Genomic DNA, 25,767 nt, shown 5'->3' on the forward strand with positions numbered 1-25,767 from the left:
GGTTCAGCTGGTCGGCGCCGTGGCGTCCGGTGGGAAGCCGGGGATCAGGAGCTGGCCGCCCGATGAGGCGTTCCCATCGGTGGATGGCGGGCCGGTAGGCGCCCCAGTCGACATCTGGGCCACCGCCGAGGGCAGCATCAGATCGCCCGACGACCCCCGCTGATTCGGGCCGCCCTTGATGCCGTCGCTCGCGCGTGGTGTCGGCAGCAGGCTGCACACCTCGGCCGCCAGGTTCAGGCCGTGCGTTCCCGCTTCCTGTGACGGCGTACGGCGGGTCTGCCGGTTCTCGTTCGCCGATGCACGCGGCGTCGGCAACAGCGCGATGCGTGCTCTGAGGGTGTCGTTGCGCGGGCTGTCGGGTGGGCCGGTGCCGTTGGTCTCCGAGACGGTCGGGGTGGGCAGCAGCTCCACCACCGCCGGTAGGCCGTCGTGGTAGCCGCGGCCCTTGCAGTCGCGGGCGCGGGGCGTCGGCAGGCCAGGCCAAGAGAAACCACCGTTCGCGCTGGTGGGGGGCGCCGACGTCGGACGCTCGCAGACACGTCCACTCCGCATCGAACCCCAGGGCGGCAAGGTCGGCGAGGACAACATCGAGCCCCGGTCGTCGAGCAACGATGGCGCGCACGTTCTCCAGCACGACGATTCCAGGTCGTAGTACACCGATGGCGGCGGCGATGACGTACCAGAGGCCACTACGCGTTCCCTTCGCGATGCCGGCGCCACGGCCGGCGTAAGACAGGTCTTGGCAGGGGAACCCGGCGCACAGCACATCCACCGGCGGGACCTGACGGAAGTCGGTGGTGGTGATGTCGCCGAGGTTGGGCACCTTGGGGAAGCGGTGCGCCAGGATGGCGGCGGCGCCGGGGTCGGGGTCGGCGACCCACACCGGGGCGACGTCGAGCACCTGGGCGGCGGCCAGGTCCAGCCCGCCATACCCCGAACACAGCGAACCCAGGGCCAGCGGGGCCGGCGCGCTCATGCGGCGTCCTCAGGCAGCACGATGACGCCCTCGGGGGTGAGCACGAACTCGTGGCCCTGCTCGCACATCCACAGGTCCCCGTCGTGGTCGGGGTCGATCGCGGCCCAGAACGTGCTCTCGGTGGCGCAGTACGGGCAGTCGGGGCCGTCCAGGATGGGCCAGTGCGTGATGGGGATGGTCCAGTCGGTGCAGCAGGCGCGGCAGGTCCACAGGTGGACCTTGTCGCCGGTGTCCAGGTCGTTGGCGGTGCCGATCCACACGACGTCGCCGGGAGCGTCGGTCTGGCAGGCGGGGCAGTGGGGGCCGGTCAGGATGGGCCATTGGTCGGGCGGCGGGAAGGATGCGGGGACGGGTGGCTGGTTGTGCGTCATGATGGGTGTACCTCTCGCTGTGGCCTCGTTGGGGGCCGTGATCGGTTGGGAGGGGTGGCCCTCGGCGGCGTGCTTGGTGGCTTGTGCGCCGAGGGCCGCTTTGCGTCTAGTGGTCTTCTGTGCGGCGGGGGTGGGTGGCGCGGTCGGTGGCTTTGCGGTCGCGTTTGCGCTGGCGTTCTTTGGCCATCTCCGAGCGGACCGACAGGACGGTGCGGTGCGCGGTGCGCGAGCCGACTCGTTGGGTGCGGCCGGTGCCGCTACAGCGGTTGCAGGGGCCGAACCGGCGGCGGGTGGAGCCGGGTTTGCGGCCGGTGCCCGAGCAGCGGCGGCAGGGCCGGAAGGGGTAGACGTAGACGCTGAGGGCCCACACCGCGAACGCGGCCATGCCGAGCAGGATCAGGGTTGCCATGCCGGGGTGTCTCCTTACTGGTGTGGGAGGGGGCAGGCGGCTTGGCCGGCGGGGAACCCAACGGCGTAGCCCTCCTCTAGGCCACGCCGGTGGCCTTGTTCGTAGCCCTGCTGGTAGCCCTCTTCGAGGCCGGTGGCGCGGCCCTCGGCGAACGCTTCTTTCCACGCGATGCACGCATACCGGCGGCATTCGCTGTCGGAGCAGGTGCGGTAATCGTGTGTGGCCTTGGCCGCTGTCGCCTTGCCGGTGGGCTTGGTCGCGGTGGGCTTGCGCGCCTTGCTGCTGGCGGTGGTGGGGCGGCGGGCCGCCGCGGCGGCTTTGCGGCGGGCGGCCTGCTTGCGTTTGCGTTCGGCGGCGGCGCGGCGGGCGGCGGCGGCCTTGCGCTTTTTGAAGTCGGTGGTGATCTTGCAGGTGTGGGTGAGGCCGCGGGGCTTGCCGCACGTGCCGCACTTGGCGGTGACGGTGAGGCGTGGCTTGAGGCGGGTCTTGCCTGGCTTGGTCTTGCGGTCCATCCGCGTGATGCAGGTGTGGGCCAGCCCACGGGGCTTGCCGCACCGGCCGCACTTGAGTACCTGGAGTTTTAGGGCCATGGGGTCCTCACATGGTGGGTGTGGGGGTGGGTGCCGCTACCCGCTACTGGGCAGGTCAGCGCGGGGGTGCGGGTAGCGGCAGGTAGCGGCATTCGGGGTTTGTGCAGGTCGACCGGGTAGCGGTGCCGCTACCGGGTAGCGGGTGTTGGTCAGCCGGTTGCGGTGGTGTCGGCGGCGCGCTGGACGGCTTGCTTGCGGCATCCCTTGCGGGTGATGCCGCCGCGTTTGACGTCCACGCTCGACACACCGAGATCACGGCATTGCGCGGAGATGGCGTCGGCGGTGACGTCGGCCCACCGGTCGCCGATCTGGTCGGCGAGGCGGTCGGCGAGTTCGGTCCAGTGCAGGCCGGGGTCGCCGCCGAACACCGCCAGCACGTCGCCCAGGACGTCGCGGTCGGGGGTGCCGGTGGCCTCGTTGGCGGCGTAGCCGGTCAGGGTGCCGGCGCGTTCGCGCATGCGGCGCGCGGCGGTGAGGATCTTCTCAGCGTCGCCGTGGTCGGCCAGGTGGGTGCGCACAGTCGGGGTGTGGTCGAACGCGTCGTGCAGGTACCCCACGCCCAGGAACGGCTTGCCGACCGGCAGCGTTGAGGCGTCATATCCCTGCTGGTATGCGTCACCGCCCAGGATCGCCTCAGACACCGTGCGGTTGCCGCACTTGAGCGCGAACCGCACGCCGTGGTTGTCGCGGTAGCGGTTGAACAACCGCTGCACATCCCCCGCGCCGATCCCCGACGGCTTCTGTGAGGAGGACACCAAGATGACACCGGAGGAGGGGCCGACCGCCAGGATGAACGACAGCAGTTCGGCGACCTGCTTGTTGGCGTCCTGGTCGGGGAGCTCGAAGTAGTTCTGGAACTCCTCCATGACCAGCATCCAGATGAACAGCCGCTTGGGGTAGCGGCGGCACAGCTCTTCGGTGAGCTTGCCCTCGGGGCATTCGTCGGTGGACAGGGTGGACAGGAAGTCGTTGGTGTCGATGATGTGCTGCTTGATCTCGGCGAGTGCGGCGATGAGCTGGCGGACCGGGTCACCGCCGCGGTTGGGCATGACACCGCGAATGAAGTGGTGCGCGACCAGCGCGAACTTCTTCCAGTCCGGCGAGTTCTTGCCGTCCACGATGCTGATCCGCACGTGCGCGTCCAGCACCGCATACAAAGCGAGCAGCCGGGCGGCGAACGTCTTGCCCTTGCGCGGCTGCGCACCGATCAGGATGGAGATCCACAGCAGCGCGATGACGACCTTGCGGCTGTGCTCGTCCAGCCCGAACGGCGCGGGCTGCCAGATGTTGCGGGGCTTGCAGTCCAGCAGCGGTGTCTTGCCCGCTGGGATGGCGAGCGGGTCGCGGTCCATCACCGTCAGGGTGTGCCGCCGGTGGCTGGACGGGTCGTGCGTCAGATACACCTGCGACGGCGCGACATCCAGCCCAGAGGCGAGCTTGTCCTTGGCCTTGACCACGTCATCGAACCCCGTGCCGTGCGGCAGCACGACCTTGACCTGCGACCCCTGCCCCTCCTTGGTCCGCGACATGGTGGTCTCGAAGGTGACCTGCTCGTCTGGCTTGTCCGGGTGACCCAGGCCGGCGCGGTAGTAGGCGCGCAACACCACATCGTGATTCAGCAGCCGGAACCGCGGCACCGTCATCGCCGGAACGATGATCGGATGATCCTCCGGCCGGCCCAGGTGCGCCAGCCACGGCACTACCACCGCAGCGGCGGCGGCCCATCCCCACCACGGCGCCACCGAGATCATGACCAGCACCGCGAACAGCACGCCGAACGCTTGGCCAGCCAGGATCCAGCCGCGGACACGGCGGGTCTCTTTCACCTCGCGGTGCAGCTTGTACCACTCCCGCGAATCGCCCTGCGCGACCGCCAGCGACCGTAGATAGTCCTGCTCGGACACCCACCACCACGACAGTTGCCGGTCGATCAGCCGCCACAGCCCGACCGTGCCCCACAGCACCGCCAGCAGCAGGTAGCGGGGGGCACGGACGCCATGGAAGGCGATCCGGTGCCCGAACCGGCGGGCGTGCCGGCCGATGGCCTCACCGACACCGCCCACGCTGCGCAGGTTCTCGGGGATGACCGGGTAGGCGTCGCCGTCCGGGTCATCCAGCAGGTACCCGATGCCGTCGTCCACCGGTTCGGGCGCGGTGTCGGGTTCGGCGTCAAGCTGCACCTCGAACGAGGTGTCAAAATCCGCCGTGTCCGCCGGGTCGGCTGCCTGCGCGGGGATGGCGGTGTCGGTCTGCCGGTCAGTCAGATCGTCATCCGGGGCCGCCGCGGCGCGGTCGGGGAATGGCACGATCTCGGCGTCACCGGCCGCGGACTTGTCCAGGAAACTCATCAGGAGTCACCGTCCTTTGCGAGCTCATCAGCGGTCCGGCTGCCGGTGCCGGTGCCGGTGGCGTGTTCGGTCGAGGCGGTGAGGCGGTTGCGGAGACGGCTTCCGGTGCGCTCGGACACCTTTAGGCGGCGGCCCAACTCGGCGCCGGTCATGTCCGGGTCGGCGGTCAGCAGGGCGCGGGCTTTGTCCGCCACCTTGTCCGGCCGCGTTCCCCTCTTGGGTGCCGGACGGGTGGCGGTCCGGGTGGCGGACACCGGACGCGGCGCGCGGGCCGCCTTGTCCGCCTGGCTGTCCGGTGTGGTGTCCGCCTTGTTGTCTGGTGCGGTGTCCGTGCCGGTGGCGCGTGGCGCGGGCAGGGCGGGTAGGTCTCGGCGGGCCGGGAGAGCGCGGCGGCCGGGCGCTACCGGGGCCTCGTCCAGCACCCAAGACCGGAAGCCGCGCACGGTGCTGGACGGCGCCATCCCGAACCGCAGCGTCCAGAGCGCAACACCGCGGGCGGCGGCCAGTGGCGAGCCGTCCTGCTCGCCGTCACGACCGGCCAGCGCTCGCCGCCGGACCACGGCGATGAGGCGGTCGGAGGCGGCGGCGTACAGCGCGGCGGGCATCACCCACGCCGCCACCGACTTGGCCGAACCCGGATCGGCCGACAGGGCGTTCATGCACAGCGAGCCCAGGACACAGGCCAGGTTCAGCGCGCGTTCGGCGACCGCCGGACGGCCAAGCCGGGCCTGCGCCAGCGCTAGCAGGGCGAAGATGACCGCGGCGGCGTCCAGCCCGAGCGCTTCCAGCATGGACGCGGTGTGCTCGCCCTTCTCGGCGTGCACGAACGCATACTGAGCCCGGTAGGACACGTAGCCCTGCGCGACCGCCAGCGCCAGCAAGAGCACGCTGGCGACCGCCAGCAACCACCCGCCGGCGCGGTCGGTGCCCGCGGCGGGCGCCTTCCCTTCCGCGGTGTCGGTGCCGCGGCGGCGGGCCATCCAGCCGGGCAGGTACCGCAGGTTGAACACCTGCACCGTTCGCCCGTGCCGGTCGGTGGTGTGGCCGTTGGTGGTCTGCGGTGGGTCGTAGGTCGTGGTCATCGCCGGTTCCTCCCTTCGTGGTCGCCGGTGACGCGGTCCGGGTTGGGCAGCGCGCCGGGGTGGTATTCGGTGTCGATATCGGCGGCCATGACCGGAGTCCCGCAGGGGTGGCAGCGGAAGCGGACCGGGCCGCCGTCCAGCGGCGTGCGGCAGGACGGGCAGCGCTTGACCGGACCGCTACGCAGCGGTCGGCCGGTGTGCGCGGCGTCGTAGCTGTGCGGGGTGTCGTTGAGGCCCGTGATCGGTTGGAAGGTGCGGCCCTCGGCGGCGTGCTTGGTGGCTTGTTCGCCCAGGGCAGCGGACACGGTGCGGGTGGTCGCGATGGTGGTCATGCCGCCAGCTCCATTCGCTCAGCACAGTCCAGACAGACACCCAGACGGCGTGACAGGACGTATCCGGCGTCAGTGCCGCAGTCAGGGCAGATGCGGCGTGCTTGGAGGGCTTTGGCCAGCGCGGCGCGCTGGCGCCGGGATGGGATGCGCTTGGGCAGCGCCAAGCGGATGTCGTACAGGTAGGCGGCGCGCACTCCACCGGGCGCGTTGTAGCGGTGTGAGTGCCACAGCACTTGACCGGCGATGTCCTGGCCTCCGGGCCGCAATCCTTCGGCGGCGAGCTGGCGGCGGGTGCGCAGGTGCGGCGGCGCCATCCGCCACGGCCACGTGGGGATCCCGTACCGGGCGCCGGTCGGGTCGAAGAACCGCGCGGAGCTACGGCGGCGCGTCATGACGCCACCCCCGCCCGGCTGACCGCGAACGCCGGCCGCTGCACGGTGATCAGCCACCAGCCGCCCTCACCCAGCGACCGGTAGGCCATCCACACCGCGGCCATCGTCAACGCCACCGTCGCCACGGCGGTGACCGCGAACGTCGGCACCGGGTGCGCGATCATCAGCACCGCACCGGCGACGGCGAGCCGGACCGGCGACGCGCACACCCACACCGCAGCGGCGAGCACGCCCAACAGCACAACGGCGGTCATCACGCGCCTCCGTCCGTGCGGCGCGGCCGGCGGGCACGGGCCGCGGGCGACGCGGTACCGGCCGGGGTGTCGGTGGGCGTGCTCACGCGGCCGGTGCGGGAAGTGGCGTTGACGGTCAGTCCCTCGGCCAACGCCGTGCCGGTCGCGGTCACGGTGACATCGCCCGACACCGACCGGGCGGAGATGGTGCCGCCCTCGGCGGCGCGCACCCGCACATCCCCCGACACCGTCGACACCTCGGCGCGGCCGGCGAAATCGCCTACCGTGATGTCGCCGGAGGTGGTGGTGGCGGTGACGTCGTCGGCGCGAGCCAGGTGGACATCGCCCGACACCGACCGCACGATGGCGGCGCCGTCCACGATGACGGCGGCGATGTCGCCGGAGACGGTGTCGGCGCGCAGCGTGCCGACACCACCGGCAGACAGGCCACCCGACGTCGAGGTGAAGCCGACCACGGCCAGTTCCCCCGAACACTCCAGGCTCGCCGACCGGGTGACGGTGGCCAACACCGTGCCCTCGGGCACGTGCGCGGTGATCTCGACATGGCCCACGATCACGCCGCGGCCGGTGATCTCCACGCCGTTGACCACGACACGGCCACCGAGGTTGACCATGCCGTCCCCGCTGATCTCAACGCCGGTCACCTCAACGCCGGTGCGGATGTCGCCGAACGACTGAACGACGGTCGCGCCGAAGTTGCCGCGCACGGTCTGAGTACCGCCCATGATGGTGACGCCGGCCGGTGGGCGAACCCGGACGGTCATCTCGCCGGTCGACTCGTTGGTGTGCAGGAACGCGTCACGGACGGCGTCGTTGATGGCGGGGTCGTCGCCCACGGCGGTCACGGTGACCTCGGCGAGCGAGCGGCCGGGGTCGGTGATCACTTTGATGTCGCCGATGGGCAGGTCGATCGACAGCGCCACCGGGCCGGGCCGGTTCGCGGTCAGGGTTCGAGTTGTCACTTGGTTGTCTCCTCCTGTGTTGGCAGGCAGGGGGGTCATGCCGCGATGGCGGCGAAGGTGGGCAGGGGGCGGTGAAGGTGGGCGTGGTAGGTCACGCCCTTGGCGGTGATGCGTGCGGGGTGGAAGCGCTCAGGTGTCAGCGCGCACAAGCCGGTGGTCACCACGTCGCGGAACAGCGCCGCGGAGATGATGAGCGCGGTGTCGTGGCCGGACTGGTGGCTGAGCAGGCGACGCAGGGGCGTGGCGTTGAGCAGTCGCGCGGCCACGATCGGCGCGTCTCCGGCCGGGCCGAACGGTCCGGGCAGCAACGTGCCGTGATGCAGCGCGATCCGCAGCCGGAGTGGTCGCTCGGCGCCCTGGTTGCGGTCGCTGACCGCGGCGGCCAGGTGGCGGGTGAAGTCCCCGACTACCAGGGCGGGGCAGGTGTCGGCGGGCAGCACCGACAGTTCACCGTCGCCGTTGACCTGCCGATACCAACCGGCGCGATCCAGACCGGCAGCGTCGGCCGCGGCGGTGAGCACCGCGTCAAGCGTTGTTTGGGCGTCGAGCTGGCCGCGCACGTCGCGGGCGCTGTACCGCTCGATGTCCACCGCGGCCACCAGGCGGTACACCAGGCGGCGGCCGGACCGGTTCTCACCGGGGAAAGCGTCCAGTGGGCGTGGTGTCAGGCGGGCACTCACGATGACTCACCCCTGCCGGGCTGGATCGTGAACAGGCACCACAGCGTCGCCACCATGCCGAGACCCGAGATCAGCGAGAGCGGCATCGCCGCGTGGCCGGTGGTCCGGTAGATCACGGTGCAGGCGGTGAAGCACGCCAGGTGGAAGGCGAAGATGCAGGGCATAACCCGGATGGCCAGGTTCAGAAGCCGGCCGTGCAGCCTGCGCAGGGTGGTCATCTCAGGCCACCCCCATGCAGCCGATCAGGGCGGCGATGAACAGCCATCCCACGTGCCAGCTCTGGTCAAGGGCGTAGGCGCCGGTACCGGTCGGGGCAGTCTCGCCGTTACCGAGCCGGTAGAAGTCGCCCTTGCCGGGGATGATGCGGCGGCCGAGCCACTCGGCCAGGGCGGCGAGGGTGACGCGCCGGTCCGCCCAGTAGTGCGACACACCGTCCACCGCCAGCGCGGTGCCGACCGCGGCGGGGTGCAGCGGGATGCCGATCACCACGGCCATGAGCGTCAGGGCGGCGGCCTTGGTGGCAGCGAGCGTGGCCACGTGCTTGGCGCACAGGATGCGGCCGGCCCAACCGGCTGCTTCCTTGCCGCACGCCTGTGCGTGCGTCTGCATCCAGTGGTCCCCCACCTCGTGGGCGGCATACAGCGCCGCGAACACCGCGGCGAACGTCGTGGCGTCGGCGCCCAACATCAGGCCACCTCCCCCAGCTCATCGAGCGGCCGGCGCTGCTCGTGGGCCAGCGCCGCGAGCTCGTTCGGCCGGTAACCCGCCCAGATGCCATGCGTCGGCTGCACCTGGAGGGCGTAGGCCAGGCAGGCGGCGCGGACCGGGCACGACCGGCACACCTCGATGGCCACCGCCTCACGGGGCGCCCGCTCGTCCAGCGGCTCGTACTCGAACGCGTCCGGGCCGGTGTGCAGATACGGGTCGTGACAGTCGCCCTCGGCGAGCGACTGGATCAGGTCCACCAACGGCAGGGCGGGCAGATCGGGATTCATCAGACCTCCGGTGATCGGTCGGGAAGAGCGGCCCTCGGCGGCGTGCTTGGTGGCCTGTGCACCGAGGGCCGGCGTCTGCGAGCGGCGGGCAGTCACGGGATCAACCCAGCGATCCGGCGATCACGGTGACCGCGTGGATCACCTTGTTGACCAGCGCGGCGGCCTTCTCCGGGTTGTTCACCGCGAAGATCACGAGCGCGACGCCGGCGAGCCACTGGGGGATGCTGCTGGACTTCTGGGGGAACACTGCGAGCTCCTTTGGTTCGTTAGCGCTAATATGAGCGCTAAAACTAGCGCTGTCAAGAGCGCGGTTATTTCGGTACTCTTCGGGTGGGTGGTAGGTGGTAGTCAGCCCTGGTCAGGAGGACTCTGTGGGCAACTGGACCGCAGTCGCGAAGGTCGTCAACGACCGGATGCGGGAACTGAACATCACCCAGCGCGAGCTGGCGGAGAGGTCCGGTGTCTCACCCGCGACCCTCCGGCAGATCCAACAGGGGGTTGCCCGCCAGCGTTCACGCTCGACGCTGGCAGCGATCTCTCGCGCCCTAGGTCTTCCGGAGGACCGACTACGAGAGGTCTCTCTAGACGGTCGCTACAGCGAGACCCCGGATGATGTCGAGGCATCATCCCTTGGCCAACTGCGCGAGGAGCTGGCCGAGTTGCGCGGGCGGGTCGAAGCTCTCGAATCTCACCTGCCAGAGCGTAAGAAGGTGCCGTGAACATCCATCCGAATCGCTGTCGGCCGGCGTCTGTCCCGTTCATCGCTTTCACCTCCTCTCACCCCTGTTCGGCTGCAATCTCATTGAAGCCAGGGCAGCGCCCTTGGCACGATGAACCGGCAGTGCACTCCCAGTGCACCGGCAGTGCACCCAGCCCCCCAGCTACGGAGTAGCGCCACCGTGGACGTCGTTGACGAATGGACAGGCAGACACGCCAAAGCGCTGCTCAAGGCCATGCGAGCGACCAACGAAAGCTTTGCCGAAACCCTCGGCGTTGCCGTCCGGACAGTGGCGAAATGGAATGCCAACCCGGACATGGTCCTGTCAACAGAAATGCAACAGGCCCTAGACACCGCTCTGAGACGCGACGCCACCGAGGACGCCAAGGCTCGGTTTGCATCGGCAATCGGCGGGCCGATGCAAACGCAACGAAACGACCGCCAACTGATCACGCCAGAGAATGAGCTTGACGCACTCACTTCATGGATAGCCGGAACCAACACAAGCCGGGATGCCGTCGACCAGGTTGCCAGGGCGGTGGTGTCGCTTGCGCGAGCACATCCACGTGCCCCGACCAAGCCGCTTCTTAGAGAGGTTCTACGGGTCCAACAGCAAACTCAAGCGATGATCGAGAGTGGGCATCACCGATTCCGCGAGACCCGCGAACTACTCAAACTAAATTCCGATCTCCTCGCCCATGCATGCATGCTCTTGGGCGATATCAATGAGGACTACAGAGCCGAACAGTACGGGCTCGCCGCTCTGATGTTCGCCCAGGAAGCCGAATCCACCGAGGCTTTCGCTTGGAGCGCCCGCGCTAAAACAGCGCGATGGCAGGACAGACTAATTGAGTCTGCGGATTTTGCTCATCAAGGCTACGAGCGCAGCCCTGAGGACTCCATCAAGGTGCAACTTGCCTGGTACGAGGCCAATGGCGCCGCCTTGCTCGGCGACATCGAACGAGCCAAGATGGCAGCCAACAAAGCCGAAGCAGCAGCCGAGACCCTACTCACAACCGAACCCGACATAACCGTCTGGTCATTCCCTGTCGAACGCCAAGCGCTATTTGCATCATCCGTTGCAACGCTGACAGGTGATGCCGATGCCGCTCTACGCGCGGCGATACTGGCGGACAAAGGATGGGAATCGGGGGCCCCTCGAAATCCCGCAACCTGGGCACAGATTCGCGTAGGCGCCGCGCTCGCTCACCTAATGAGGGGGTCGCTGGAGAAAGCCGCCGCGGAAGTGAGGAGCATGCTCTCCCTGGAACCAGGGTTCCGCATGTCCACCGTTACACGTCACCTAGAAAAGGTGGAAAGGAAGCTCCGCCACAACCGTTATGAGGATGTCGCGATCGTCACCGAACTCCGTGAGGAGATCCGGCTTTTCAACTTGGCCGCACTAGACTCAGAGGGCGACACTGCGGAGGAGAGTACGTGAGCCAACTTCCCGTTCAGATGCGAGATCGGTGGCTCAACCGCACCGAGGCAAGTCCTGGCACCGGCACGATCTATTGGCACATCCTCCTAGGTGGAAACCCGGACGTGCGCTCCATCGCCCAGTCTGCCCAGGAACGTCTGGCACAGTTCGAGGGGCTTCATATGACTCCGCTCGATTGGCTGCATATGACGGTGCTAGTTACGGGGTCGACCACAGAAATAACGCACGACCAGATGGAAACGATGGTCGCGCTTGCCTCGGACTCCCTGGCGGACGTGGCGCCGGTGACCGTGAAATTGGGGCCCGTTCTCTACCACCCAGAGGCAATCATGCTTGGCGTGCACCCTCAGGAGTCACTCCGCCCCGTTCTCAGGGCCGCGCAGGCCGCTACGCGCACTGTCACCGACCGTGCGGGCCGATCCACCAGCGGTCCAGGCGAGTGGGTCCCGCACATGACCCTCTGCTACAGCACGGCCAACCAGCCCGCGCGGCCCCTGATCGAGTCGCTGGGCCTGGCTCTCCCCGAGCGGGAGGTCACGATCTCCGCGCTCACGCTCGTCGTGCAGTGGGATGAAGAGCGTCAATGGAAGTGGCAGCCCGTGGCGTCGATCCCGCTCGGTGGCGCGGCTCCTGAGTAGGTTCAGACCGTCGGGCGAGAGACTTGCGAGAGAGTTGCTGGCTCTCCACTAGTCCCAAAGAGAGTTTGGGCTGGTCAGGACCCACTGAGGAGTGTTCCCCTGGCATGGCCTCCGGAGCCGTGTGCGCAGGTTCGAATCCTGCAGGGGGCACCACACAAACCTGTGCATGATCGCCATTATGCACGGGCTTTCGCACTTCTAGGGCCTGGTTCGCTGCCTCTCGCTGCGCTGAGACTAATTCGGGCGTGATGGTGATCTGGCAGTGCATCTTGTTGGTGTCGCGGTTTCTCCTCCGGAATGTTCGCGAGGTCGATCACCCCGGTGGGCAACGCGTCGAGCAGAGCGGGGCATTGCGGGGTCGGCTGAGTGCGTTCCAGCTCGGCGAGGCGGACCTTCTTCAGTTCGCGTTCGGCGCTGAGTTCGGCGGCGCGGGTGTTGATGTCGCGGGTGAACTCGGGGTCCGGGAGGTCGAGGTGTTCGAGGCTGGCGATCAGGACCTCGCGGCGTCGGGCCAGCGCCCTGCGGACCGCTGCGATGGACGCCTGGTGGTCTGCGTACGCCCGGCTGTTCGCCTCCGCCAGGAGGCTCGACAACCGGTAACAGCGGTTCTCGCCGAACGGCGATCGCCTGGTATCCCAGACATTCGGTCACCCGCCACATGAAGATGGTGGTGACGACCGGCCCGCGCACCGGGTCGGGTTGCAGCAGGTGCTTGGACGCACCCTCGGCCCGACGGGCGGGGACTGGGTGCGGGACCTTCTTGGCGATGTGGCCGTACGGAGGCTTGCCGACGTTGAAGCCCTGCTCGGCGTGGGCCTCGAACCCGCCCCAGGACTTCTCCAGCAACTCCAGCACGTACCACTCGGCTACGCCTTGCTTGACGCGCCGGGTGAGGATCTGCGATGCACGTTTGCCGTCCAGGTTGATCGGCTCGTCGGCCGCGAGCAGGAGTACGCCGGCCCCTTCGAGACGGTTCTCGATGAGAGTGCCGATGTAGGTATGGCGGTCGATCGATTCGCAGATCACCGCATCGAAGCACCGATTCGGACGCTCCGCCTCAGCGAGCAGGTCTTGTATAATCCGGACGACAAAATGCGAGACACCTCCGCACGCTGCGCCACCCGTGTGGGAGTTCGCTATCGTCCGGCCCGTCCTTTGTGAACCCTCGGCGAAAACGCCTTGCGCCACGAGTTCGCTGATCGTCATCGGCGTTTCCGGAGTGACGTTCTGCGGCGACTACGCCTCCTTGACGTTGCCTGTCCGCCGTGCGTCCGGTGTTGTTCAGGGGCGAGGCGAAGAGGTCGCCGTTGAGTTGCTCGGTGTTGGGCCGGAGGTCTGCGCGGATTCCACTGTCCACGCCAAGGTGCGGAGGTCGTCGACGGCTTGGTCGAGCCTGTCGATGACGTGATGGTCCGGGTGAGGGTCAGGGTTGCGTGGAGGTCCAGCCCGATGGCGAACAGTTTGTTGAGGAGCACGTCCGCCGGGTCGGGTGGTGGGGTGCCGCCGGTCGGTGTCACGGCGGAAGGCGGCGGGTCATCGTGCCGAGGCACGCTCGCGGCGGGTCTGCTCTGATCGAGGGGATTGAGAATGGGCCTGGCCTGCTCGTCGCTTGCCGTTTGTTGGCCAGGGCGGCTGCTTCCAGCACGGCGAACAGTCCCTCGAAGGTCGCGGCGGGTGGCGCGGCCGCCGGAGTGGCGGACGTGGGTGATTCGGGAACGGGCGCCGGGTTCATGTTCTGCGACCCCTTGATCCGGCCGGGCATCGGCCGGGTGGGATGCCGCCTGGTCCGGAGCGACAGGCCATCGCCACCGGCACGCTCACGCGTCCGATGGGATGTTGCGTTCGCCGCCACCATACGCCTCGCGGGATCCGCCACAAGGCGCGGGCGATCAGGCTTCGTCGTCCAACGTCCCGGCGTCGTGGTCTCGTTCGGGTCGCCGCACCAGAGGCGGAATGCGGAGGCTGCCGTCGATGACGGCGCCGGCGATCTTGGTGATCTTGGTGTTGGTGCTGCGGGCATGGCCGCGCAGGGCGGTGAAGGCCTCGTCGACGGTGATGTCCAGGCGCTGGGCGAGAACGCCCTTCGCCTGCTCGATCAGGATCCGGCTGTTGAGAGCGGCCTGAAGCTGGTCGGCCACCTCTTCGTGGCGCCGAACGGTCCTTTCGTGCAGGATCCCGATCGTCGCCGTGTCCGCCAGTGCCTGCCCGAGTTCGAGGTCGTCACGCGTCATCGGGCCTGGTGTGGCGCTGAACAGGTTCATCGCTCCGATGATCTCTTCGCGCAGGCGCATCGGGAGGGCGTGGACGGCGGCGTAGCCGCTGGCGACGGAGGCCGGGGCGAAAAGCGGCCACCTTGAGTCGGCCTTGGTGAGGTCGTCGCACTGAACGCTGCGACCGCTCCGAAAGCACTCCAGGCAGGGGCCCTGTGAGCTCTGCAATTGGAACAGCTCCAGCAGCCTGGACTGTTGGGAGGAGGCGGCCAGCAGATTCAGGTTGCCGCGATGGTCGGCCAGCAGAACCCCGCACGCCGCGACGTCCAGCAGTTCCACCACCCGCTGGGCAAGGGTGTCCAGGAAGTCGATGACGTCGTAGTCGTCCACCAAGGTGTCGGCCAGTTCCACAAAGGTGGCGCGCACCCGCCGGTTCACCGCCGTGCTCACTCCGCCCCCTCCTCACCTGTCGTGTCGGTACCTGGCAGGGGACCGGTGTCCTTACTCCCATTGTTCTGCTCTCCGGGTGGATCGCCAACGGCCCCCACCCGGCCGTCCGCGGCGGCGTTCGCCCCACCGCCGTGTATGCGGGCATCAGTGCGGCCGTCCCTCTCCGGATGGAACTGCAACCGCCGCGCCACGACATCGGCCGATACGTCCGCCAGCCGCCGATCGTGAGCGTAGGCATGGGCGCGGAGCCGGGCCAGCGCCTCGGACATCCCGACTCCGAGCTGCACGCTGATCATCCCGGTCGCCTGGTGGACCTCGGCCCGCCGCTCGGTGAACTCGGCGTCAAGGAAGGCTCCCATCCCCGGGCTGATCCCGACACGCCGGTCGAGCGCGAGTACCAGCAGAGCGTCGGCGTAGGCCAGCACATCGGCCAACTCCTCCCCGGTCAGCGGGCCGGGCCGTCCACGGTAGAGGTCGAGCACTCCCATCCTGACGGCGCCGGCCCGGACGGGGATCGAGAACAGTCCGCCCACTCCCATCCGGGCGGCGGCCGGGGCGAACCCCGGCCAGCGCCGGCGGTTGCTCTCGGAGGCCATATCCGCGACCAGGATCGTGTCGTTCGTCCTCAACGCGTCCAGACAGGGTCCCTCGCCCAGCGTGAACTGCAAATCGCTCACCTCTTCGCTGCGCCCGCCGGTGGTGAACATCGGCTCCCGGAGCCCGTCGCCGCGGCTCATCGACAACCCCGCACCGAACGCGCCGATGGAGTGGGCGGCGGCGATGCAGGCGTGCCCGACTGAGACCGGCACGCCCTCGGTACCGGCGCAAGCGTTGATCTGCGACCACACCCGAAGCATCCGGGCCTCATCCACCACATTCGCCCGCCATCCGACCGCTCCTCACGAACGAACCGTCCGCGGTGACTCGATCATCCGGGCCCAGAACCCATGTCGCGGAGCCCGGCGACTGCTCGCTCCACCGGAAATCGTTGGGTCAGGCCCGTGATGTCGAGCAGCCTGGCTACCATCGGCGACACGTCGCCCAGCCGCAACATGGTGTCATGCTCGGCCGCCGACTCGGCCAACGCCACGAGGACGCCCAATCCGGCCGCGGCGATGAACGACACCTCGGTCATGTCCAGGACCACGCCGGTCACGTCACCGCGCAATGTCCGATCGACATGACGAAGAAGGCGATCGGCGGTGGCGACGTCCAACTCCCCGGTGATCGTGACGGTCACCGTGTGGCCATTCCGGTGGTTGGACAGACACAGCACGCCCGATGACGTCGACACGCCCACGACCAGTACCTCCACCCGTGATGAGCTGAACTGCCCGGTCTGCGAAGGCGCCTCGTTCACTCAGGTGAGACGGTGCGGCGGCAGCCAGCCGGAATAGCGGTTGGGTGCGGCGCAAGGTCTGGACGACACACGGATCGATGAGGGAAAGATCACCGTCGGTGACGGTCACTATCTCCTTGTGCAGCTTACCTCTCCGTGGCCGATACGCCAGGGAATTCATTCCCGGGCCCTTTTCTGCACACATGGCCGTCCAATTCGGCGCGGCTCATCGGGGCGGGCCGCCGGGTGCGACCGGCGCTGTCACCGCGCGGGGCGGTCGAGTTGGGCGTTGAGTTCGGCGCCGAGTAGGACGGCCAGTGCGGTGACGTAGAGGAACAGGAGTGCCGCGGCGGGTGCGGCCAGGACGCCGTAGGCGGGGTTGTGGGTGATCGCCGCTGACAGGAACCATCGCAGCGCGAGGCTGCCGCCCAGCCATAGCAGCATGGCCACGATCGCGCCGGGCAGGTCGCGGTGCCATCGGCGGCGTACGGGGGTGGCGAGGTGGTAGAGGGTCACCAGCAGGCCGGTGCAGACGACGATCAGGAAGGGCCAGTATCCGTAGCGCACCAGCGGGGTGAGGGCGGGGCGTGCCCCGGCCGGGGTGGCGGCGATGATCCAGCCTGGGGCGGCTACCAGGACGGGGAGTGTGATGACGCCGGTGGCCAGGGCCCCCAGGTAGAGCGCGAAGGCCAATGCGCGGGCCCGCACCGCCGATCGCACGTCTCGCATTCCGTAGGCGATGGTGATGGCGTTGACGTAGGTGCTCATCGCCGCCGATCCGGTCCACAGCGCCAGGATGAATCCGGCCGACACGATGCCGCCGCTGCCGTGCCGCAGCACGTCGGCCAGGACGGGTTTGACGACCTCCCGCACGGCTGAGGGGGCCAGGACCTGCTCGGCAGCCGCCAGGATCCGGCTCTCCACGTCGGCGACCACGTCGGTGCCGAACAGCGGGGTGAGGTAGCCGATGCAGGCGACCAGCACCACCAGCAGCGGAGTCAGCGACAGCAGCGCCCAGAAGCCGGCCTCGGCCGACAGGCCCAGCACCCGGTCCGACCATGCCTGCGCGACGGTTCGACGGGCCAGCCGCCCCCCTTGCCGCGCCCGTTCCGCCAACCGTTCCGCCAGGCGGCGGCCACGCCGACCACCGAAGGTTCTGGCCGGAGGAGTCGCCCCGGGCGGGGGCTCGGCGGGCTGTTTCTGGTCATCTTGCCTGGTCATCGGTGGCCACCCCGTCTCAGGTCACGACTGATGGGGTGACTGGTCGTTGGTGAGTCGTTCGATGGCCTTCTGCCGGTCTTCGCGGGTGGGCAGGCTGTAGCGGCGGGCGGTTTCGACGGACTGGCCGAGGAGTTCGGCGACGATGACGATGTCGGTGCCCTGGCGGGTCATGGTGGTACCGGCGGTGTGCCGCAGGACGTGCGAGGTGAACAGGCCGTCGCGGCCCAACGGCAGGCCTGCGGCGTCCGCGATGGTGCGCAGAACGGTGTAGGCCGAACGGGCCGAGAGCCGGCCGCCGCGCCGGTTGAGGAACAGTGCGGGGGTGGCGTCGGCGCCCTTCCAGGTGGAGCGTTCGCGCAGCCATTCCTCCAGCACGGTGCGGAGCTTGGGGTGCAAGGGAATCTCGCGGTATCTGCCGTTCTTGCCGTAGCAGACGTCCAGGTGGCCCTCGCGGGCCGTCAGGTGGACATCGCCGGTGTCCAGGCCGGTGGTCTCGCTGATGCGGGTGCCGGCGTAGAAGGCGGTGAACGCGATCGCCTTGTCACGCAGCGCGGCGCGGTCGGCCTCGCGCAACAGTCGGATCTGGTCGCGTTCGTCCAGGGCGCGGGGGGCGGCGGGGGACCGGTCGGCGCGTTCGGTGGCGGCCGGTCCCAGTCCGCGACGGCGGTAGAAGTCATCGACCGCCGTCAGGTGCGCGTTGACGGTGGCGGGTTTGCGCCTGGCCACGGTCTCCAGGTGGGCGCGGTAGTGGCGGGCCGCCATGTCGCGGGCGCCGGGATCGGCCAGCGGGTCGCCGCCCGCCGGCCCGTCGGCTGAGGCGGCGGCGAGCCAGGCCAGGTACTGGCGGACCCTCGAGGCGTACGCGCGGACGGTGTCGGCGTCCAGTGGGCTGCCCGGCTTGGCGACGTCGCGCTCGTACTCGGCGAAAATCGACCGCAGATCCGCCGGCAGCGGGGTCGGCCGGGCGCCTCGCCGGCCCCGCCGTCTGCTCGGTGACGGCGTCTCACCTGGCAGGCGCCGCGAAGTATCGGAAGCCGCCCGAGGGGGCCGAGATTCCGCTGAGGGAGAGGTATCGGAAGCCACTCGCTCAGGTTAATTCAGATATTCGTAGATATCGGAAGTTGCGCCGCGTAGACTCAAGACATCCGGCAACGACGACATCCCATCCTGAGGCTGACCCGCCACACCGGCTCACCCCGACAAGGGGGATGTTCATGCCGACCTTCGATCGCGCTCGTCGATCCGGCCGACCAGCGATGGCCCCCGGCCGGTCCGCCACCTGGACGCACCAGGCTTGGCCTGCTGTGATCGCGCTGGCCACGGTGCTCGTGCTCATCGTGTTCCTCGTACAGGTCGACCTGCTGATGGCAGTTGTCATGGCGCTGGCGACCGCGGTGGCCGCGACGATCCTGGTCACCCTGGTGACCGGGACCCAATGGCTCTCCCGGCTACGCCGCCTCACCCCGCATCTGCGGGGACACCACTGACGATCTGACCCGTCCTGATCACGCATTCTCCCCGAGACCGCCTCCGGGCGGCCCGGGGGAAAGGGGCATCGCCCCCATGTGGACGACAACTGAACGAAGAACAACGATCAGCCTCTCGCAACCCTCGACCCCCCGGCTGCGGCTCCGGCCGGCGCCCGCGACGGGATCGCCCCGGACGCCGCTGGACGGCGGCTGGTGGCCCCGCTCGGCCGACCCGGTCGCCGAGTTGCCCGGGCTGATCCTGGCGCTCCAAGAGAACGGCCCCGCCGACGACCACCGGCTCATCGCCCACGTCATGCTGCGGGCGTCCGACTGGGACGGCCGGCCTCGCCGGCTGCGCGTCGACGGCCCTGCCGATACCCGGGTGGTGCGTCTGAGCTGGTTCGACACCCTGCCCGCCGGGCTGCTCACCGCGATCTACGCCGACGGCCGCCGCGTCGACCTGTTCACCGTCCCGTCCGGCACCGGCCATGCGGCGGCTATCGCGGGGCTGGAGTTGGCGGCCCACCCCACCAACAACCTGCGGCCTTCCGAACTGCTGGCCGCGCTCACCGCACCGACCGGTCCGGACGCCCTGGCCGCGGCGGAAAGTGCTGACCACGGCGCCTGGGAATCAGAGGGCGGACACCTAGGACACCACGCTGTCGCGCATTGACCCGCCGCCCGGCCCCCAGGGACCGAGCCCCACGTCCACCCTCTGCGATCGGAGATCGCCATGACCATGACGACCACCCCCGCCACCAAATCCGGCCGGCACTTGGGGTACGGCGGCTTCACCGCCGCCCGCCGGCCCCAAGCCGCAGGCAAGCCCCAGGCCGCCCGCCGGCCACGAGCCGCGGGCAAGTCGGTCCTGCCCGCCCACAGGCGTCCCGGCCACACCATCGTCGCCCTGCACGGCGACCTCGACATCGCGTCCGCCCCAGCATTGCGCGTGCTTCTGATCGGCGCCCTGCACCACAGCGCCGGTCTCCTGACCATCGACCTGGGCGAGGTGGCGTTCTGCGACGCCGCCGGACTGGCCGTGCTGATCGGCGCCCAGCGCCGCGCCACCGGACTCGGCGTCTCGCTGCGCCTGGCCAATCCCCGTCCGCAGGTCACCAAGCTGCTGGGCATCACCGGCCTGGACCGCGTGCTCACCATCGTCCACCCCACCCTCCATCCCCTGTCCGCGGGCCCCGACCGTCGCGGCGAACCTGCCGGGAGGATTCCGTGACCATCGAGCGCCCGCGCGACCACGGCGCCGACACCCCCGAGACAGTCGCACCACGGGCAGCGCCCTGCATCGGCAGATGGCAACTGCCCGACGGACGGTCCACGGCCGCCCACGCCCGACGGACGATCCATGCCGCCCTGCGGCGGTGGGGACTGGGCCCTGCCGCAGACACCCTCACCAATCAGATGGCGTCCCTCCTCCAGGACCTCACCACCCGCGTCCCCACCCGAGGCCCGCTCGAACTGCGTCTGGAACTACGCGCGGCCGATCGCCTGCTGCTGGGGGAGATCCAGAGCACCGCCCCCGATGAGCGGTTCCCCACCGGAAACAGAGGCCGCAGCATCATCGCCCTCACCTACGGGCACCGCCCCGCACGCAACGGCACGGTGACGTGGTACACCCACGCCTTCACCTGGTCACTCCCGGGCGGAGTCCCGGCCGGCGCATGATCCGTCTGCGCCATCGTCCCGTGAGGATCCGCCGATGCACGGTTCTGCCATATCGCAGCCGCCTGCCTTCAGTATCCGCGGCCGGGGCACCTTCGGGAAAGGGAGCCCCTGCGCGGGCGCCCGCCGGTCCGTTCGGCCCGTTCTGGCTGATCATCCGATCCACGACGATCCGGTCCCGCTGCGGGATCGGGAATGGGGCCCACGACATGCCCGGTGACCACGAACGATTCGCGTCCATCCTGCCATTGCCCGTACCCGCCGAGTTCGCCCTGCCCGCGCCGCCGCCGCTCACCACGCGGATCAAGCTGGCCGTCGGCCCGGAACGTCGCGGCGCGCTGGACGGAGGCTGGTGGCCGCACTCGCGCGAGGCGGTCACCGAGCTGACCGGGCTGGCGGAGACGCTGGGCGGATCCCTGGGCACGGTGACCCACCTGATCGTCGACTTCGACGACTGGGACGACGTCCCGCCCCAGATCACCGCCGGCGGACGAACGGTCGCGGTGGGCCGACTTTCCGATCTCCACAACCTGATCGTCGTGACGCTGGGCGTGGCGGACGACTACCTGTTGCTGGTCGTTCCCCCGGAAGCTCCAGAACCGGCCGCGCTGACCGCGCTGAGCAGGGCCGCCGACGGGATCGACAGCCGCCGGCCACAGGAGATACTCGCGACTTGCGACATCTCCACCGTCCGCCGGCGGACCCCCGGACCCGCTCGGCCACCGGTCCTCCGGCTCATACGGGACGCACAGTACGCGCAAGACGGACAGTACGCGCAGGACGCGCAGCACGCGCAGGACCTTCGAGCGCGACCGTCAAGGCCGAGGTGAGCACGATGCCGAGTACCGCTACTGAGATCTGGATCGCCGGCAACGACGGCCACGACATGATCCGCGCCGACGCCATCGTGCTCCTCCGCCTCGACATGACGGGCAGACTCACCGCCCAACTCCGCGACGATGCCAAGGTCACCGTGACCCTGCTCGACGGAGGCGGCACCGGGCATCCGCCCGGCGACTTCCACCGCCGCCTGCTCCAGACCGTCGCCGAACTCGCCGACTCCAGCGGCGCGCGTCTCGTCCGTCCCGAACGAGACGACAAAGGCTGGCGCTGGCTCAGCGAGCCCCTCTGACAGCCGTCAGGCCGACGCCCTGAGAACTCCAAAGCGCATCCGTCCCGGGATGCCCGGTCCTCAAGGCGCTTAAAACCCGCTGTCAGCCCAGGTCGTAGGTGTTGGCGATCACGACCGTGCAAACCGGGTGTGGGTGCCGGGGGTGCAGGGGGCTGTGTGGCTCCGCCCAGGGGGCACCCTCCAAGAACCCGGTCGACCAGAGATGGCAATGGTCGCCGGGGTTTTGTGCGTCTACGGCCAGGCACGCCGGTCGCCGGCATTCCACTCCCGCCACCAGAATCATTGACTGTGCGGAATGGGTACCGCGCGGGCCACCGACAAGACGGCGACAAATGTCTACGGGTCCATCACTCATATCGATAGTGACGACGCCTTCAGGGTCTGCGATATCCGGGCCGACGGGTACGCCGTCACGGGTCAATCGTTGCCGTCGAGAATTTGGTTCGGGAGGCGAGAGCGGCTAGGGGTCTGGGCTGCTTTTGCGTGGTGGTGGGCTTCTGGAGGGGCTACTCCGGCGGCCATGAGGACTGTGGCTGCTGCGGCTTCGCCTGTGGGGTCTGGCCAGTCGGGGGCGTCGGCGTGCTCTACGAGGGCGAGGGTCAGCGACTCCAGTGCGTGGGCTAGGACTGGTGCCGGTAGGTGGTCTACGAAGACGCCCTCGCGCATGCCACGTTCGAGGATTGACGCGGCTTCCTGGCGGGCGGGAGTGAGGATCTCCCGGACCCGGGCTTCTCCCAGGTCTCGGCGGGCGAGCGAGAGCAGCATGCGATAGCGGTCGCCTACTCCCCATGCCGCCAGTGTCATGCGTGCCAGCGCCGTGAGTGGGGGCGCGTCGAGTCGGGCTTGGGCGAACGCCTCTTCTAGAGCCCCCCGAGCCTCTTCTGCCAGGGCGTCGAGCAGTGCCTGGCGGTTCGCGAAGTGCCCATACAGGGTGCGGCGGGCTACTCCGGCGGCACGGGCTACCTCCGCCAGGCTCGCCTCCGGGTCGCGCGCCAACTCCTGCCGCGCGGCCGACAGGATGCGGGCGCGGTTGGAACGGGCGTGGCTGCGCTGCATGGTCAAAGTCTCCTTGCTCACACTCGACCCTTCCATAGTTGCACATCGGTGTGCACGAACGTATGTTGCACAGTGATGTGCAAGTTTATAGGCTGAGCAGGAAGGCAAGGATCATGACCATGCTCGCGTCCACGCCGGTGGAACGGATGGAGGGGCCCTACAGCCGTCGGTGGTGGGGGCTGCTGGTGCTGTGCCTGAGCCTGCTGATCGTGGTGATGGCGAATACGGCGCTGATCGTCGCGGCGCCTGATATGACCCGGGATCTGAGGCTGAGCAGTAGTGATCTGCAGTGGGTCATCGACGGCTACACCGTCCCCTACGCGGCGCTGATGCTGGTGCTGGGCGCGGTGGGCGACAAGTACAGCCGACGCGGGGCCCTGATCGTGGGCTTGGTGGTGTTCGCCGTCGGCGCGGTCGCCGGGAGCCTGGCCGGCAGCGCGGGGACGGTCATCGCCGCCCGCGCCGTGATGGGCGTCGGTGCGGCGACCGTCATGCCCGCGACCTTGTCACTGCTGGTCGCGATGTTCCCGCGGGACGAACGTGCCCGCGCCATCACCGCGTGGACGGCCACGTCCGGGCTGGCCATCGCGCTCGGGCCGCTGCTCGCCGGATGGCTGCTGGAGGACCACGCCTGGGGCTCGACGTTCCTGATCAACGTGCCGATCGCGCTGGTGGCGGTCGTGGCGGCGGTGGTGCTGGTGCCGCCGTCGCGGGCCACCAGCATGGGGCGCCTGGACCTCATGGGCGGGCTGCTCTCAGTGATCACGGTCGGCTCGCTCGTCTACATGATCATTGAGGGGCCGCACTTCGGGTGGGGAACCGCCGCGATCACCGCCGCGATCGTCGCCGTCCTCGGGCTGGTCGCGTTCGTGGCCTGGGAGCTGCGGCACCCGCGTCCGCTCCTGAATCTGGCGATCTTCCGCGACCGTGAGGTCGCCGGCGCGGTGCTGGCCGTGCTGCTGTTCTTCCTGGGGACGTTCGGCACCATCTACTACGCCACCCAGGACCTCCAGTTCGTCCTCGGCTACGAGCCCCTGACCACCGGAGTGCGGTTGTTGCCGCTTGCCGGCGCCGTGTTCGCCGGCGCCGCGATCACCGGTCGGCTGACACCGCGGTTCGGCATGAAGCCCGTTGTCATCACGGGCATGGCGCTCGGCACGATCGCCATCCTTCTGCTGACGCGAATCGACGACGGTTCCACGTACGTGGACTTCGTGCCCACGCTGGTGCTGCTCGGCTTCGCCATCGGCCTCAGCACCGCCCCCTGCACCGACACCATCATGGGCGCGTTCCCCGAGTCCGAGCTCGGCGTCGGCGGCGGCATCAACGACACCGCGCTTGAGCTCGGCGGCTCACTGGGCATCGCCGTCCTCGGTTCGATTCTCGCCACCACTTATGAGGACCGGATCGGCGGAGCGCTCACCGGCCGCCTCCCGGCCGCGGCCGTCGACACCGCGAAGGACTCCATCGGCGGGGCCTTGGCCGTCGCGCAGCAGGTCGCCCACAATCCGGCGGGCGGCTCCCAGCAGGCACAGCTCCTCATCGACGCCGCCAACCACGCCTTCACCGACGCGGTCGCCCACACCAGCCTGGTCGGCGGCATCGTCCTCGCCGCCGGGACCATGCTGGTGGCGCTGGTCCTCCCCGGCCGCCGCCGCTGCCCCGCCCGGACGGAGTGACCGCGCGGTGGGGGATGCCCGGGGCCCGGAGGTGAGGCTCCCCCCACCGCCGTTCTGGTGGTGGCCCGATCGCCCCGGGCGGCGCGGATTCCTAGCGTGGACGATCATCGATGATGCGGAGTCCACATGGTCAAGAGACTTGCCTTCTGCGCCGCCGGGGTCAGCGTGGCCGCGCTTTTCGCGCCGTTCCTCGTCTCCCCCGCCTCAGGGTCGCCGAGCTATTCGCGGGAACAGCTGCAACGCGACGTCGACGCGATCCGTGACACGGGGACGACCGGAGTGCTGGCGCAGGTCAATCACAACGGGCGAAGCCTGAAAGCGCGTAGCGGTGTCGCGGACCTCCGTACACGGCAGCCCGTTCCCTGGGACAGCTACTACCGCGTTGGCAGCAACACCAAGACGTTCGTCGCCACCGTGATGCTGCAGCTGGTGGGCGAGGGGAAGGTCAAGCTGACCGACACCGTGGAGCGCTGGCTGCCCGGCCTGGTCAAGGGCAACGGAAACGACGGCACCAAGATCACGGTGCGGCACCTGCTGCGGCAGACCAGCGGCCTGTACGACTACAGCTACTACCTGCCGCAGGACGTGTCGCACACCCCCGAGACCTACCGCAAGGTGCGGTTCCGGTCCTATCAGGCGCGACAGCTCGTCGAGATGGCGATGCGGCACGCGCCCGAGTTCCCGCCGGACGAGCGGCGCTGGAACTACTCCAACACCAACTACATCCTCGCCGGGATGATCATCGCGAAGGCGACCGGCAACCCCTGGGAGCACGAGGTCCATGAGCGGATCATCGCGCCGCTCGGCCTCCAGCACACCTACAGCCCTGGCACTTCCGCTTACGCGCCGCAGCCGCGACCCGTCTTCTACGAGCGGTTCACACCCGGCGGTCCGCTGGTGGACGTGTCGATCTTCTCCGACGGCCATGCCGACGGCGGGCTGATCAGCACCACCGACGACATGAACCGGTTCCTGCGGGCCCTGCTCGGCGGCAGGCTGCTGTCCCCGGCGCTGATGGCGCAGATGAAGGACACCGTGCCGGCCAAGGAATGGCAGATCCTCTACAAGGAGGCCGGCTACGGACTGGGCCTGGCCAAACGGCGCACCTCGTGCGGCACGTGGGCCTGGTACCACGGCGGCAGCATGTTCGGTGTCGCCAGCGTCAACTCCGTCTCCGCCGACGGCCGCACCAGCGTGGAGATCATGCTGCCCACCCAGCCCGGCGAGGAGAAGGCGAAGCTGGCGCAGCTGACCGCCGCCAACGACCTCACCGATCACGCCCTCTGCCGCGACCAATGACCTGTGGCCGGCGCGGCTGTCGGCCACCGGCTGGTAGCCGTCTGGCC

At 69.2% G+C, this 25,767-nt stretch carries 34 protein-coding genes and 1 pseudogene; 12 read left to right on the forward strand and 23 right to left on the reverse strand.

Annotation, left to right across the window (positions count from 1 at the left end; genetic code table 11):
• Nucleotides 1–3 precede the first annotated feature (3 nt).
• From ACGFNU_RS23465 to ACGFNU_RS23540, 16 genes and pseudogenes are all read right to left on the reverse strand, one after another.
• Nucleotides 4–414, reverse strand: coding sequence for a hypothetical protein (locus ACGFNU_RS23465; protein ID WP_392597780.1), 411 nt, complete (start codon nt 412–414; stop codon nt 4–6).
• A 64-nt stretch (nt 415–478) separates the two neighbouring features.
• A pseudogene (locus ACGFNU_RS23470) lies at nt 479–976 on the reverse strand (DNA cytosine methyltransferase); the annotation flags it as partial.
• Nucleotides 973–1,347 (reverse strand): hypothetical protein, encoded by a 375-nt coding sequence (locus ACGFNU_RS23475; RefSeq protein WP_392596773.1) that lies wholly within the window; start codon nt 1,345–1,347, stop codon nt 973–975. The pseudogene ACGFNU_RS23470 and the gene ACGFNU_RS23475, both read right to left, overlap by 4 nt.
• A gap of 106 nt (nt 1,348–1,453) precedes the next feature.
• Nucleotides 1,454–1,756 (reverse strand): hypothetical protein, encoded by a 303-nt coding sequence (locus ACGFNU_RS23480; protein WP_392596775.1) that lies wholly within the window; start codon nt 1,754–1,756, stop codon nt 1,454–1,456.
• A gap of 14 nt (nt 1,757–1,770) precedes the next feature.
• A complete protein-coding gene (locus ACGFNU_RS23485; protein WP_392596776.1) occupies nt 1,771–2,268 on the reverse strand; it encodes a hypothetical protein in 498 nt (165 codons plus the stop codon).
• A 227-nt stretch (nt 2,269–2,495) separates the two neighbouring features.
• On the reverse strand, nt 2,496–4,694 hold the full coding sequence (locus ACGFNU_RS23490; protein ID WP_392596778.1) for a hypothetical protein: 2,199 nt from the start codon (nt 4,692–4,694) through the stop codon (nt 2,496–2,498).
• Entirely contained in the window at nt 4,694–5,776 is a 1,083-nt protein-coding gene (locus ACGFNU_RS23495; RefSeq protein ID WP_392596780.1) for a hypothetical protein, read from the reverse strand. Before ACGFNU_RS23495 ends, ACGFNU_RS23490 begins: the two co-directional genes overlap by 1 nt.
• Nucleotides 5,773–6,108 (reverse strand): hypothetical protein, encoded by a 336-nt coding sequence (locus ACGFNU_RS23500; RefSeq protein ID WP_392596782.1) that lies wholly within the window; start codon nt 6,106–6,108, stop codon nt 5,773–5,775. Before ACGFNU_RS23500 ends, ACGFNU_RS23495 begins: the two co-directional genes overlap by 4 nt.
• Nucleotides 6,105–6,500 (reverse strand): RRQRL motif-containing zinc-binding protein, encoded by a 396-nt coding sequence (locus ACGFNU_RS23505; protein WP_392596784.1) that lies wholly within the window; start codon nt 6,498–6,500, stop codon nt 6,105–6,107. The genes ACGFNU_RS23500 and ACGFNU_RS23505 overlap by 4 nt, the downstream gene beginning before the upstream one ends.
• On the reverse strand, nt 6,497–6,754 hold the full coding sequence (locus ACGFNU_RS23510; protein WP_392596786.1) for a hypothetical protein: 258 nt from the start codon (nt 6,752–6,754) through the stop codon (nt 6,497–6,499). Before ACGFNU_RS23510 ends, ACGFNU_RS23505 begins: the two co-directional genes overlap by 4 nt.
• The gene (locus ACGFNU_RS23515; protein WP_392596787.1) at nt 6,754–7,716 is read right to left on the reverse strand and encodes a DUF4097 family beta strand repeat-containing protein; all 963 of its coding nucleotides are present in this window, start codon (nt 7,714–7,716) and stop codon (nt 6,754–6,756) included. The genes ACGFNU_RS23510 and ACGFNU_RS23515 overlap by 1 nt, the downstream gene beginning before the upstream one ends.
• 35 nt (nt 7,717–7,751) lie before the next feature.
• On the reverse strand, nt 7,752–8,396 hold the full coding sequence (locus tag ACGFNU_RS23520; RefSeq protein ID WP_392596789.1) for a hypothetical protein: 645 nt from the start codon (nt 8,394–8,396) through the stop codon (nt 7,752–7,754).
• Complete coding sequence (locus ACGFNU_RS23525) at nt 8,393–8,614, reverse strand: hypothetical protein (RefSeq protein WP_392596791.1); 222 nt, start codon at nt 8,612–8,614, stop codon at nt 8,393–8,395. Before ACGFNU_RS23525 ends, ACGFNU_RS23520 begins: the two co-directional genes overlap by 4 nt.
• Nucleotide 8,615: 1 nt before the next feature.
• Entirely contained in the window at nt 8,616–9,083 is a 468-nt protein-coding gene (locus ACGFNU_RS23530; RefSeq protein ID WP_392596793.1) for a transcriptional regulator, read from the reverse strand.
• On the reverse strand, nt 9,083–9,391 hold the full coding sequence (locus tag ACGFNU_RS23535) for a WhiB family transcriptional regulator (protein ID WP_392596794.1): 309 nt from the start codon (nt 9,389–9,391) through the stop codon (nt 9,083–9,085). Before ACGFNU_RS23535 ends, ACGFNU_RS23530 begins: the two co-directional genes overlap by 1 nt.
• 100 nt (nt 9,392–9,491) lie before the next feature.
• Nucleotides 9,492–9,638 (reverse strand): hypothetical protein, encoded by a 147-nt coding sequence (locus ACGFNU_RS23540; protein ID WP_392596796.1) that lies wholly within the window; start codon nt 9,636–9,638, stop codon nt 9,492–9,494.
• Nucleotides 9,639–9,762: 124 nt separating this feature from the next.
• On the opposite strand from ACGFNU_RS23540, the gene ACGFNU_RS23545 reads away from it, so the two are divergent.
• From ACGFNU_RS23545 to ACGFNU_RS23555, 3 genes are all read left to right on the forward strand, one after another.
• Nucleotides 9,763–10,110 (forward strand): helix-turn-helix domain-containing protein, encoded by a 348-nt coding sequence (locus ACGFNU_RS23545; RefSeq protein WP_392596798.1) that lies wholly within the window; start codon nt 9,763–9,765, stop codon nt 10,108–10,110.
• Between the two features lie 180 nt (nt 10,111–10,290).
• Nucleotides 10,291–11,550, forward strand: a complete 1,260-nt coding sequence (locus ACGFNU_RS23550; protein WP_392596799.1) for a hypothetical protein — start codon at nt 10,291–10,293, stop codon at nt 11,548–11,550.
• A complete protein-coding gene (locus ACGFNU_RS23555; protein WP_392596801.1) occupies nt 11,547–12,188 on the forward strand; it encodes a 2'-5' RNA ligase family protein in 642 nt (213 codons plus the stop codon). Before ACGFNU_RS23550 ends, ACGFNU_RS23555 begins: the two co-directional genes overlap by 4 nt.
• Before the next feature lie 176 nt (nt 12,189–12,364).
• Here the strand turns inward: ACGFNU_RS23555 and ACGFNU_RS23560 are convergent, their stop codons facing one another.
• Nucleotides 12,365–12,781, reverse strand: a complete 417-nt coding sequence (locus tag ACGFNU_RS23560) for a hypothetical protein (protein WP_392596802.1) — start codon at nt 12,779–12,781, stop codon at nt 12,365–12,367.
• Nucleotides 12,782–12,887: 106 nt separating this feature from the next.
• Here ACGFNU_RS23560 and ACGFNU_RS23565 point away from each other — a divergent pair, with 106 nt between their 5' ends.
• Nucleotides 12,888–13,349, forward strand: coding sequence for a hypothetical protein (locus tag ACGFNU_RS23565; protein ID WP_392596804.1), 462 nt, complete (start codon nt 12,888–12,890; stop codon nt 13,347–13,349).
• A 728-nt stretch (nt 13,350–14,077) separates the two neighbouring features.
• Here the strand turns inward: ACGFNU_RS23565 and ACGFNU_RS23570 are convergent.
• The 5 genes from ACGFNU_RS23570 to ACGFNU_RS23590 all read right to left on the reverse strand — a co-directional run bounded on the left by ACGFNU_RS23570 (nt 14,078) and on the right by ACGFNU_RS23590 (nt 18,491).
• Complete coding sequence (locus tag ACGFNU_RS23570; protein ID WP_392596806.1) at nt 14,078–14,848, reverse strand: GAF domain-containing protein; 771 nt, start codon at nt 14,846–14,848, stop codon at nt 14,078–14,080.
• Nucleotides 14,845–15,705 carry a GAF and ANTAR domain-containing protein gene (locus ACGFNU_RS23575; protein ID WP_392596807.1) on the reverse strand — a complete coding sequence of 287 codons (861 nt, stop codon included), beginning with the start codon at nt 15,703–15,705 and terminating at the stop codon, nt 14,845–14,847. Before ACGFNU_RS23575 ends, ACGFNU_RS23570 begins: the two co-directional genes overlap by 4 nt.
• Nucleotides 15,706–15,776: 71 nt before the next feature.
• Entirely contained in the window at nt 15,777–16,148 is a 372-nt protein-coding gene (locus ACGFNU_RS23580) for an STAS domain-containing protein (RefSeq protein ID WP_392596809.1), read from the reverse strand.
• 300 nt (nt 16,149–16,448) lie between these two features.
• The gene (locus ACGFNU_RS23585; protein WP_392596810.1) at nt 16,449–17,408 is read right to left on the reverse strand and encodes a YihY/virulence factor BrkB family protein; all 960 of its coding nucleotides are present in this window, start codon (nt 17,406–17,408) and stop codon (nt 16,449–16,451) included.
• Nucleotides 17,409–17,429: 21 nt separating this feature from the next.
• Nucleotides 17,430–18,491, reverse strand: coding sequence for a tyrosine-type recombinase/integrase (locus ACGFNU_RS23590; protein ID WP_392596812.1), 1,062 nt, complete (start codon nt 18,489–18,491; stop codon nt 17,430–17,432).
• A 131-nt stretch (nt 18,492–18,622) separates the two neighbouring features.
• Between ACGFNU_RS23590 and ACGFNU_RS23595 the strand changes: the two genes are divergently transcribed.
• The 6 genes from ACGFNU_RS23595 (at nt 18,623) to ACGFNU_RS23620 (ending at nt 21,686) form a co-directional block, all read left to right on the forward strand.
• Nucleotides 18,623–18,895: a hypothetical protein gene (locus ACGFNU_RS23595; protein WP_392596813.1), complete on the forward strand. Its 273-nt coding sequence runs from the start codon at nt 18,623–18,625 to the stop codon at nt 18,893–18,895.
• 76 nt (nt 18,896–18,971) lie between these two features.
• Complete coding sequence (locus ACGFNU_RS23600; RefSeq protein ID WP_392596814.1) at nt 18,972–19,550, forward strand: DUF5994 family protein; 579 nt, start codon at nt 18,972–18,974, stop codon at nt 19,548–19,550.
• A 60-nt stretch (nt 19,551–19,610) separates the two neighbouring features.
• Nucleotides 19,611–20,108 (forward strand): STAS domain-containing protein, encoded by a 498-nt coding sequence (locus ACGFNU_RS23605; RefSeq protein ID WP_392596815.1) that lies wholly within the window; start codon nt 19,611–19,613, stop codon nt 20,106–20,108.
• Nucleotides 20,105–20,557 (forward strand): hypothetical protein, encoded by a 453-nt coding sequence (locus ACGFNU_RS23610; RefSeq protein ID WP_392596817.1) that lies wholly within the window; start codon nt 20,105–20,107, stop codon nt 20,555–20,557. The genes ACGFNU_RS23605 and ACGFNU_RS23610 overlap by 4 nt, the downstream gene beginning before the upstream one ends.
• A 206-nt stretch (nt 20,558–20,763) precedes the next feature.
• Complete coding sequence (locus ACGFNU_RS23615; RefSeq protein WP_392596818.1) at nt 20,764–21,384, forward strand: DUF5994 family protein; 621 nt, start codon at nt 20,764–20,766, stop codon at nt 21,382–21,384.
• A 5-nt stretch (nt 21,385–21,389) separates the two neighbouring features.
• A complete protein-coding gene (locus ACGFNU_RS23620; RefSeq protein WP_392596820.1) occupies nt 21,390–21,686 on the forward strand; it encodes a hypothetical protein in 297 nt (98 codons plus the stop codon).
• 417 nt (nt 21,687–22,103) lie between these two features.
• On the opposite strand, the gene ACGFNU_RS23625 is transcribed toward ACGFNU_RS23620, so the two are convergent.
• Nucleotides 22,104–22,742, reverse strand: coding sequence for a TetR/AcrR family transcriptional regulator (locus tag ACGFNU_RS23625; protein ID WP_392596822.1), 639 nt, complete (start codon nt 22,740–22,742; stop codon nt 22,104–22,106).
• A gap of 113 nt (nt 22,743–22,855) precedes the next feature.
• Between ACGFNU_RS23625 and ACGFNU_RS23630 the strand changes: the two genes are divergently transcribed.
• Entirely contained in the window at nt 22,856–24,421 is a 1,566-nt protein-coding gene (locus tag ACGFNU_RS23630) for an MFS transporter (RefSeq protein ID WP_392596823.1), read from the forward strand.
• A gap of 126 nt (nt 24,422–24,547) precedes the next feature.
• The gene (locus ACGFNU_RS23635; RefSeq protein ID WP_392596825.1) at nt 24,548–25,720 is read left to right on the forward strand and encodes a serine hydrolase domain-containing protein; all 1,173 of its coding nucleotides are present in this window, start codon (nt 24,548–24,550) and stop codon (nt 25,718–25,720) included.
• The last annotated feature ends 47 nt before the right edge of the window (nt 25,721–25,767 follow it).

Source organism: Spirillospora sp. NPDC048911, assembly GCF_043198015.1.
Lineage (GTDB): Bacteria > Actinomycetota > Actinomycetes > Streptosporangiales > Streptosporangiaceae > Spirillospora.

Excerpts from the sequence above, each read along its gene's own strand:
- ACGFNU_RS23475 (WP_392596773.1), bottom strand. The coding sequence starts at position 1,347 with ATGACGCACAACCAGCCACCCGTCCCCGCATCCTTCCCGCCGCCCGAC.
- ACGFNU_RS23480 (WP_392596775.1), bottom strand. The coding sequence starts at position 1,756 with ATGGCAACCCTGATCCTGCTCGGCATGGCCGCGTTCGCGGTGTGGGCC.
- ACGFNU_RS23485 (WP_392596776.1), bottom strand. The coding sequence starts at position 2,268 with ATGGACCGCAAGACCAAGCCAGGCAAGACCCGCCTCAAGCCACGCCTC.
- ACGFNU_RS23490 (WP_392596778.1), bottom strand. The coding sequence starts at position 4,694 with ATGAGTTTCCTGGACAAGTCCGCGGCCGGTGACGCCGAGATCGTGCCA.
- ACGFNU_RS23495 (WP_392596780.1), bottom strand. The coding sequence starts at position 5,776 with ATGACCACGACCTACGACCCACCGCAGACCACCAACGGCCACACCACC.
- ACGFNU_RS23500 (WP_392596782.1), bottom strand. The coding sequence starts at position 6,108 with ATGACCACCATCGCGACCACCCGCACCGTGTCCGCTGCCCTGGGCGAA.
- ACGFNU_RS23505 (WP_392596784.1), bottom strand. The coding sequence starts at position 6,500 with ATGACGCGCCGCCGTAGCTCCGCGCGGTTCTTCGACCCGACCGGCGCC.
- ACGFNU_RS23510 (WP_392596786.1), bottom strand. The coding sequence starts at position 6,754 with ATGACCGCCGTTGTGCTGTTGGGCGTGCTCGCCGCTGCGGTGTGGGTG.
- ACGFNU_RS23525 (WP_392596791.1), bottom strand. The coding sequence starts at position 8,614 with ATGACCACCCTGCGCAGGCTGCACGGCCGGCTTCTGAACCTGGCCATC.
- ACGFNU_RS23530 (WP_392596793.1), bottom strand. The coding sequence starts at position 9,083 with ATGTTGGGCGCCGACGCCACGACGTTCGCCGCGGTGTTCGCGGCGCTG.
- ACGFNU_RS23535 (WP_392596794.1), bottom strand. The coding sequence starts at position 9,391 with ATGAATCCCGATCTGCCCGCCCTGCCGTTGGTGGACCTGATCCAGTCG.
- ACGFNU_RS23575 (WP_392596807.1), bottom strand. The coding sequence starts at position 15,705 with ATGCTTCGGGTGTGGTCGCAGATCAACGCTTGCGCCGGTACCGAGGGC.
- ACGFNU_RS23585 (WP_392596810.1), bottom strand. The coding sequence starts at position 17,408 with ATGACCAGGCAAGATGACCAGAAACAGCCCGCCGAGCCCCCGCCCGGG.
- ACGFNU_RS23595 (WP_392596813.1), top strand. The coding sequence starts at position 18,623 with ATGCCGACCTTCGATCGCGCTCGTCGATCCGGCCGACCAGCGATGGCC.
- ACGFNU_RS23600 (WP_392596814.1), top strand. The coding sequence starts at position 18,972 with ATGTGGACGACAACTGAACGAAGAACAACGATCAGCCTCTCGCAACCC.
- ACGFNU_RS23605 (WP_392596815.1), top strand. The coding sequence starts at position 19,611 with ATGACCATGACGACCACCCCCGCCACCAAATCCGGCCGGCACTTGGGG.
- ACGFNU_RS23615 (WP_392596818.1), top strand. The coding sequence starts at position 20,764 with ATGCCCGGTGACCACGAACGATTCGCGTCCATCCTGCCATTGCCCGTA.
- ACGFNU_RS23620 (WP_392596820.1), top strand. The coding sequence starts at position 21,390 with ATGCCGAGTACCGCTACTGAGATCTGGATCGCCGGCAACGACGGCCAC.
- ACGFNU_RS23625 (WP_392596822.1), bottom strand. The coding sequence starts at position 22,742 with ATGCAGCGCAGCCACGCCCGTTCCAACCGCGCCCGCATCCTGTCGGCC.
- ACGFNU_RS23630 (WP_392596823.1), top strand. The coding sequence starts at position 22,856 with ATGACCATGCTCGCGTCCACGCCGGTGGAACGGATGGAGGGGCCCTAC.
- ACGFNU_RS23635 (WP_392596825.1), top strand. The coding sequence starts at position 24,548 with ATGGTCAAGAGACTTGCCTTCTGCGCCGCCGGGGTCAGCGTGGCCGCG.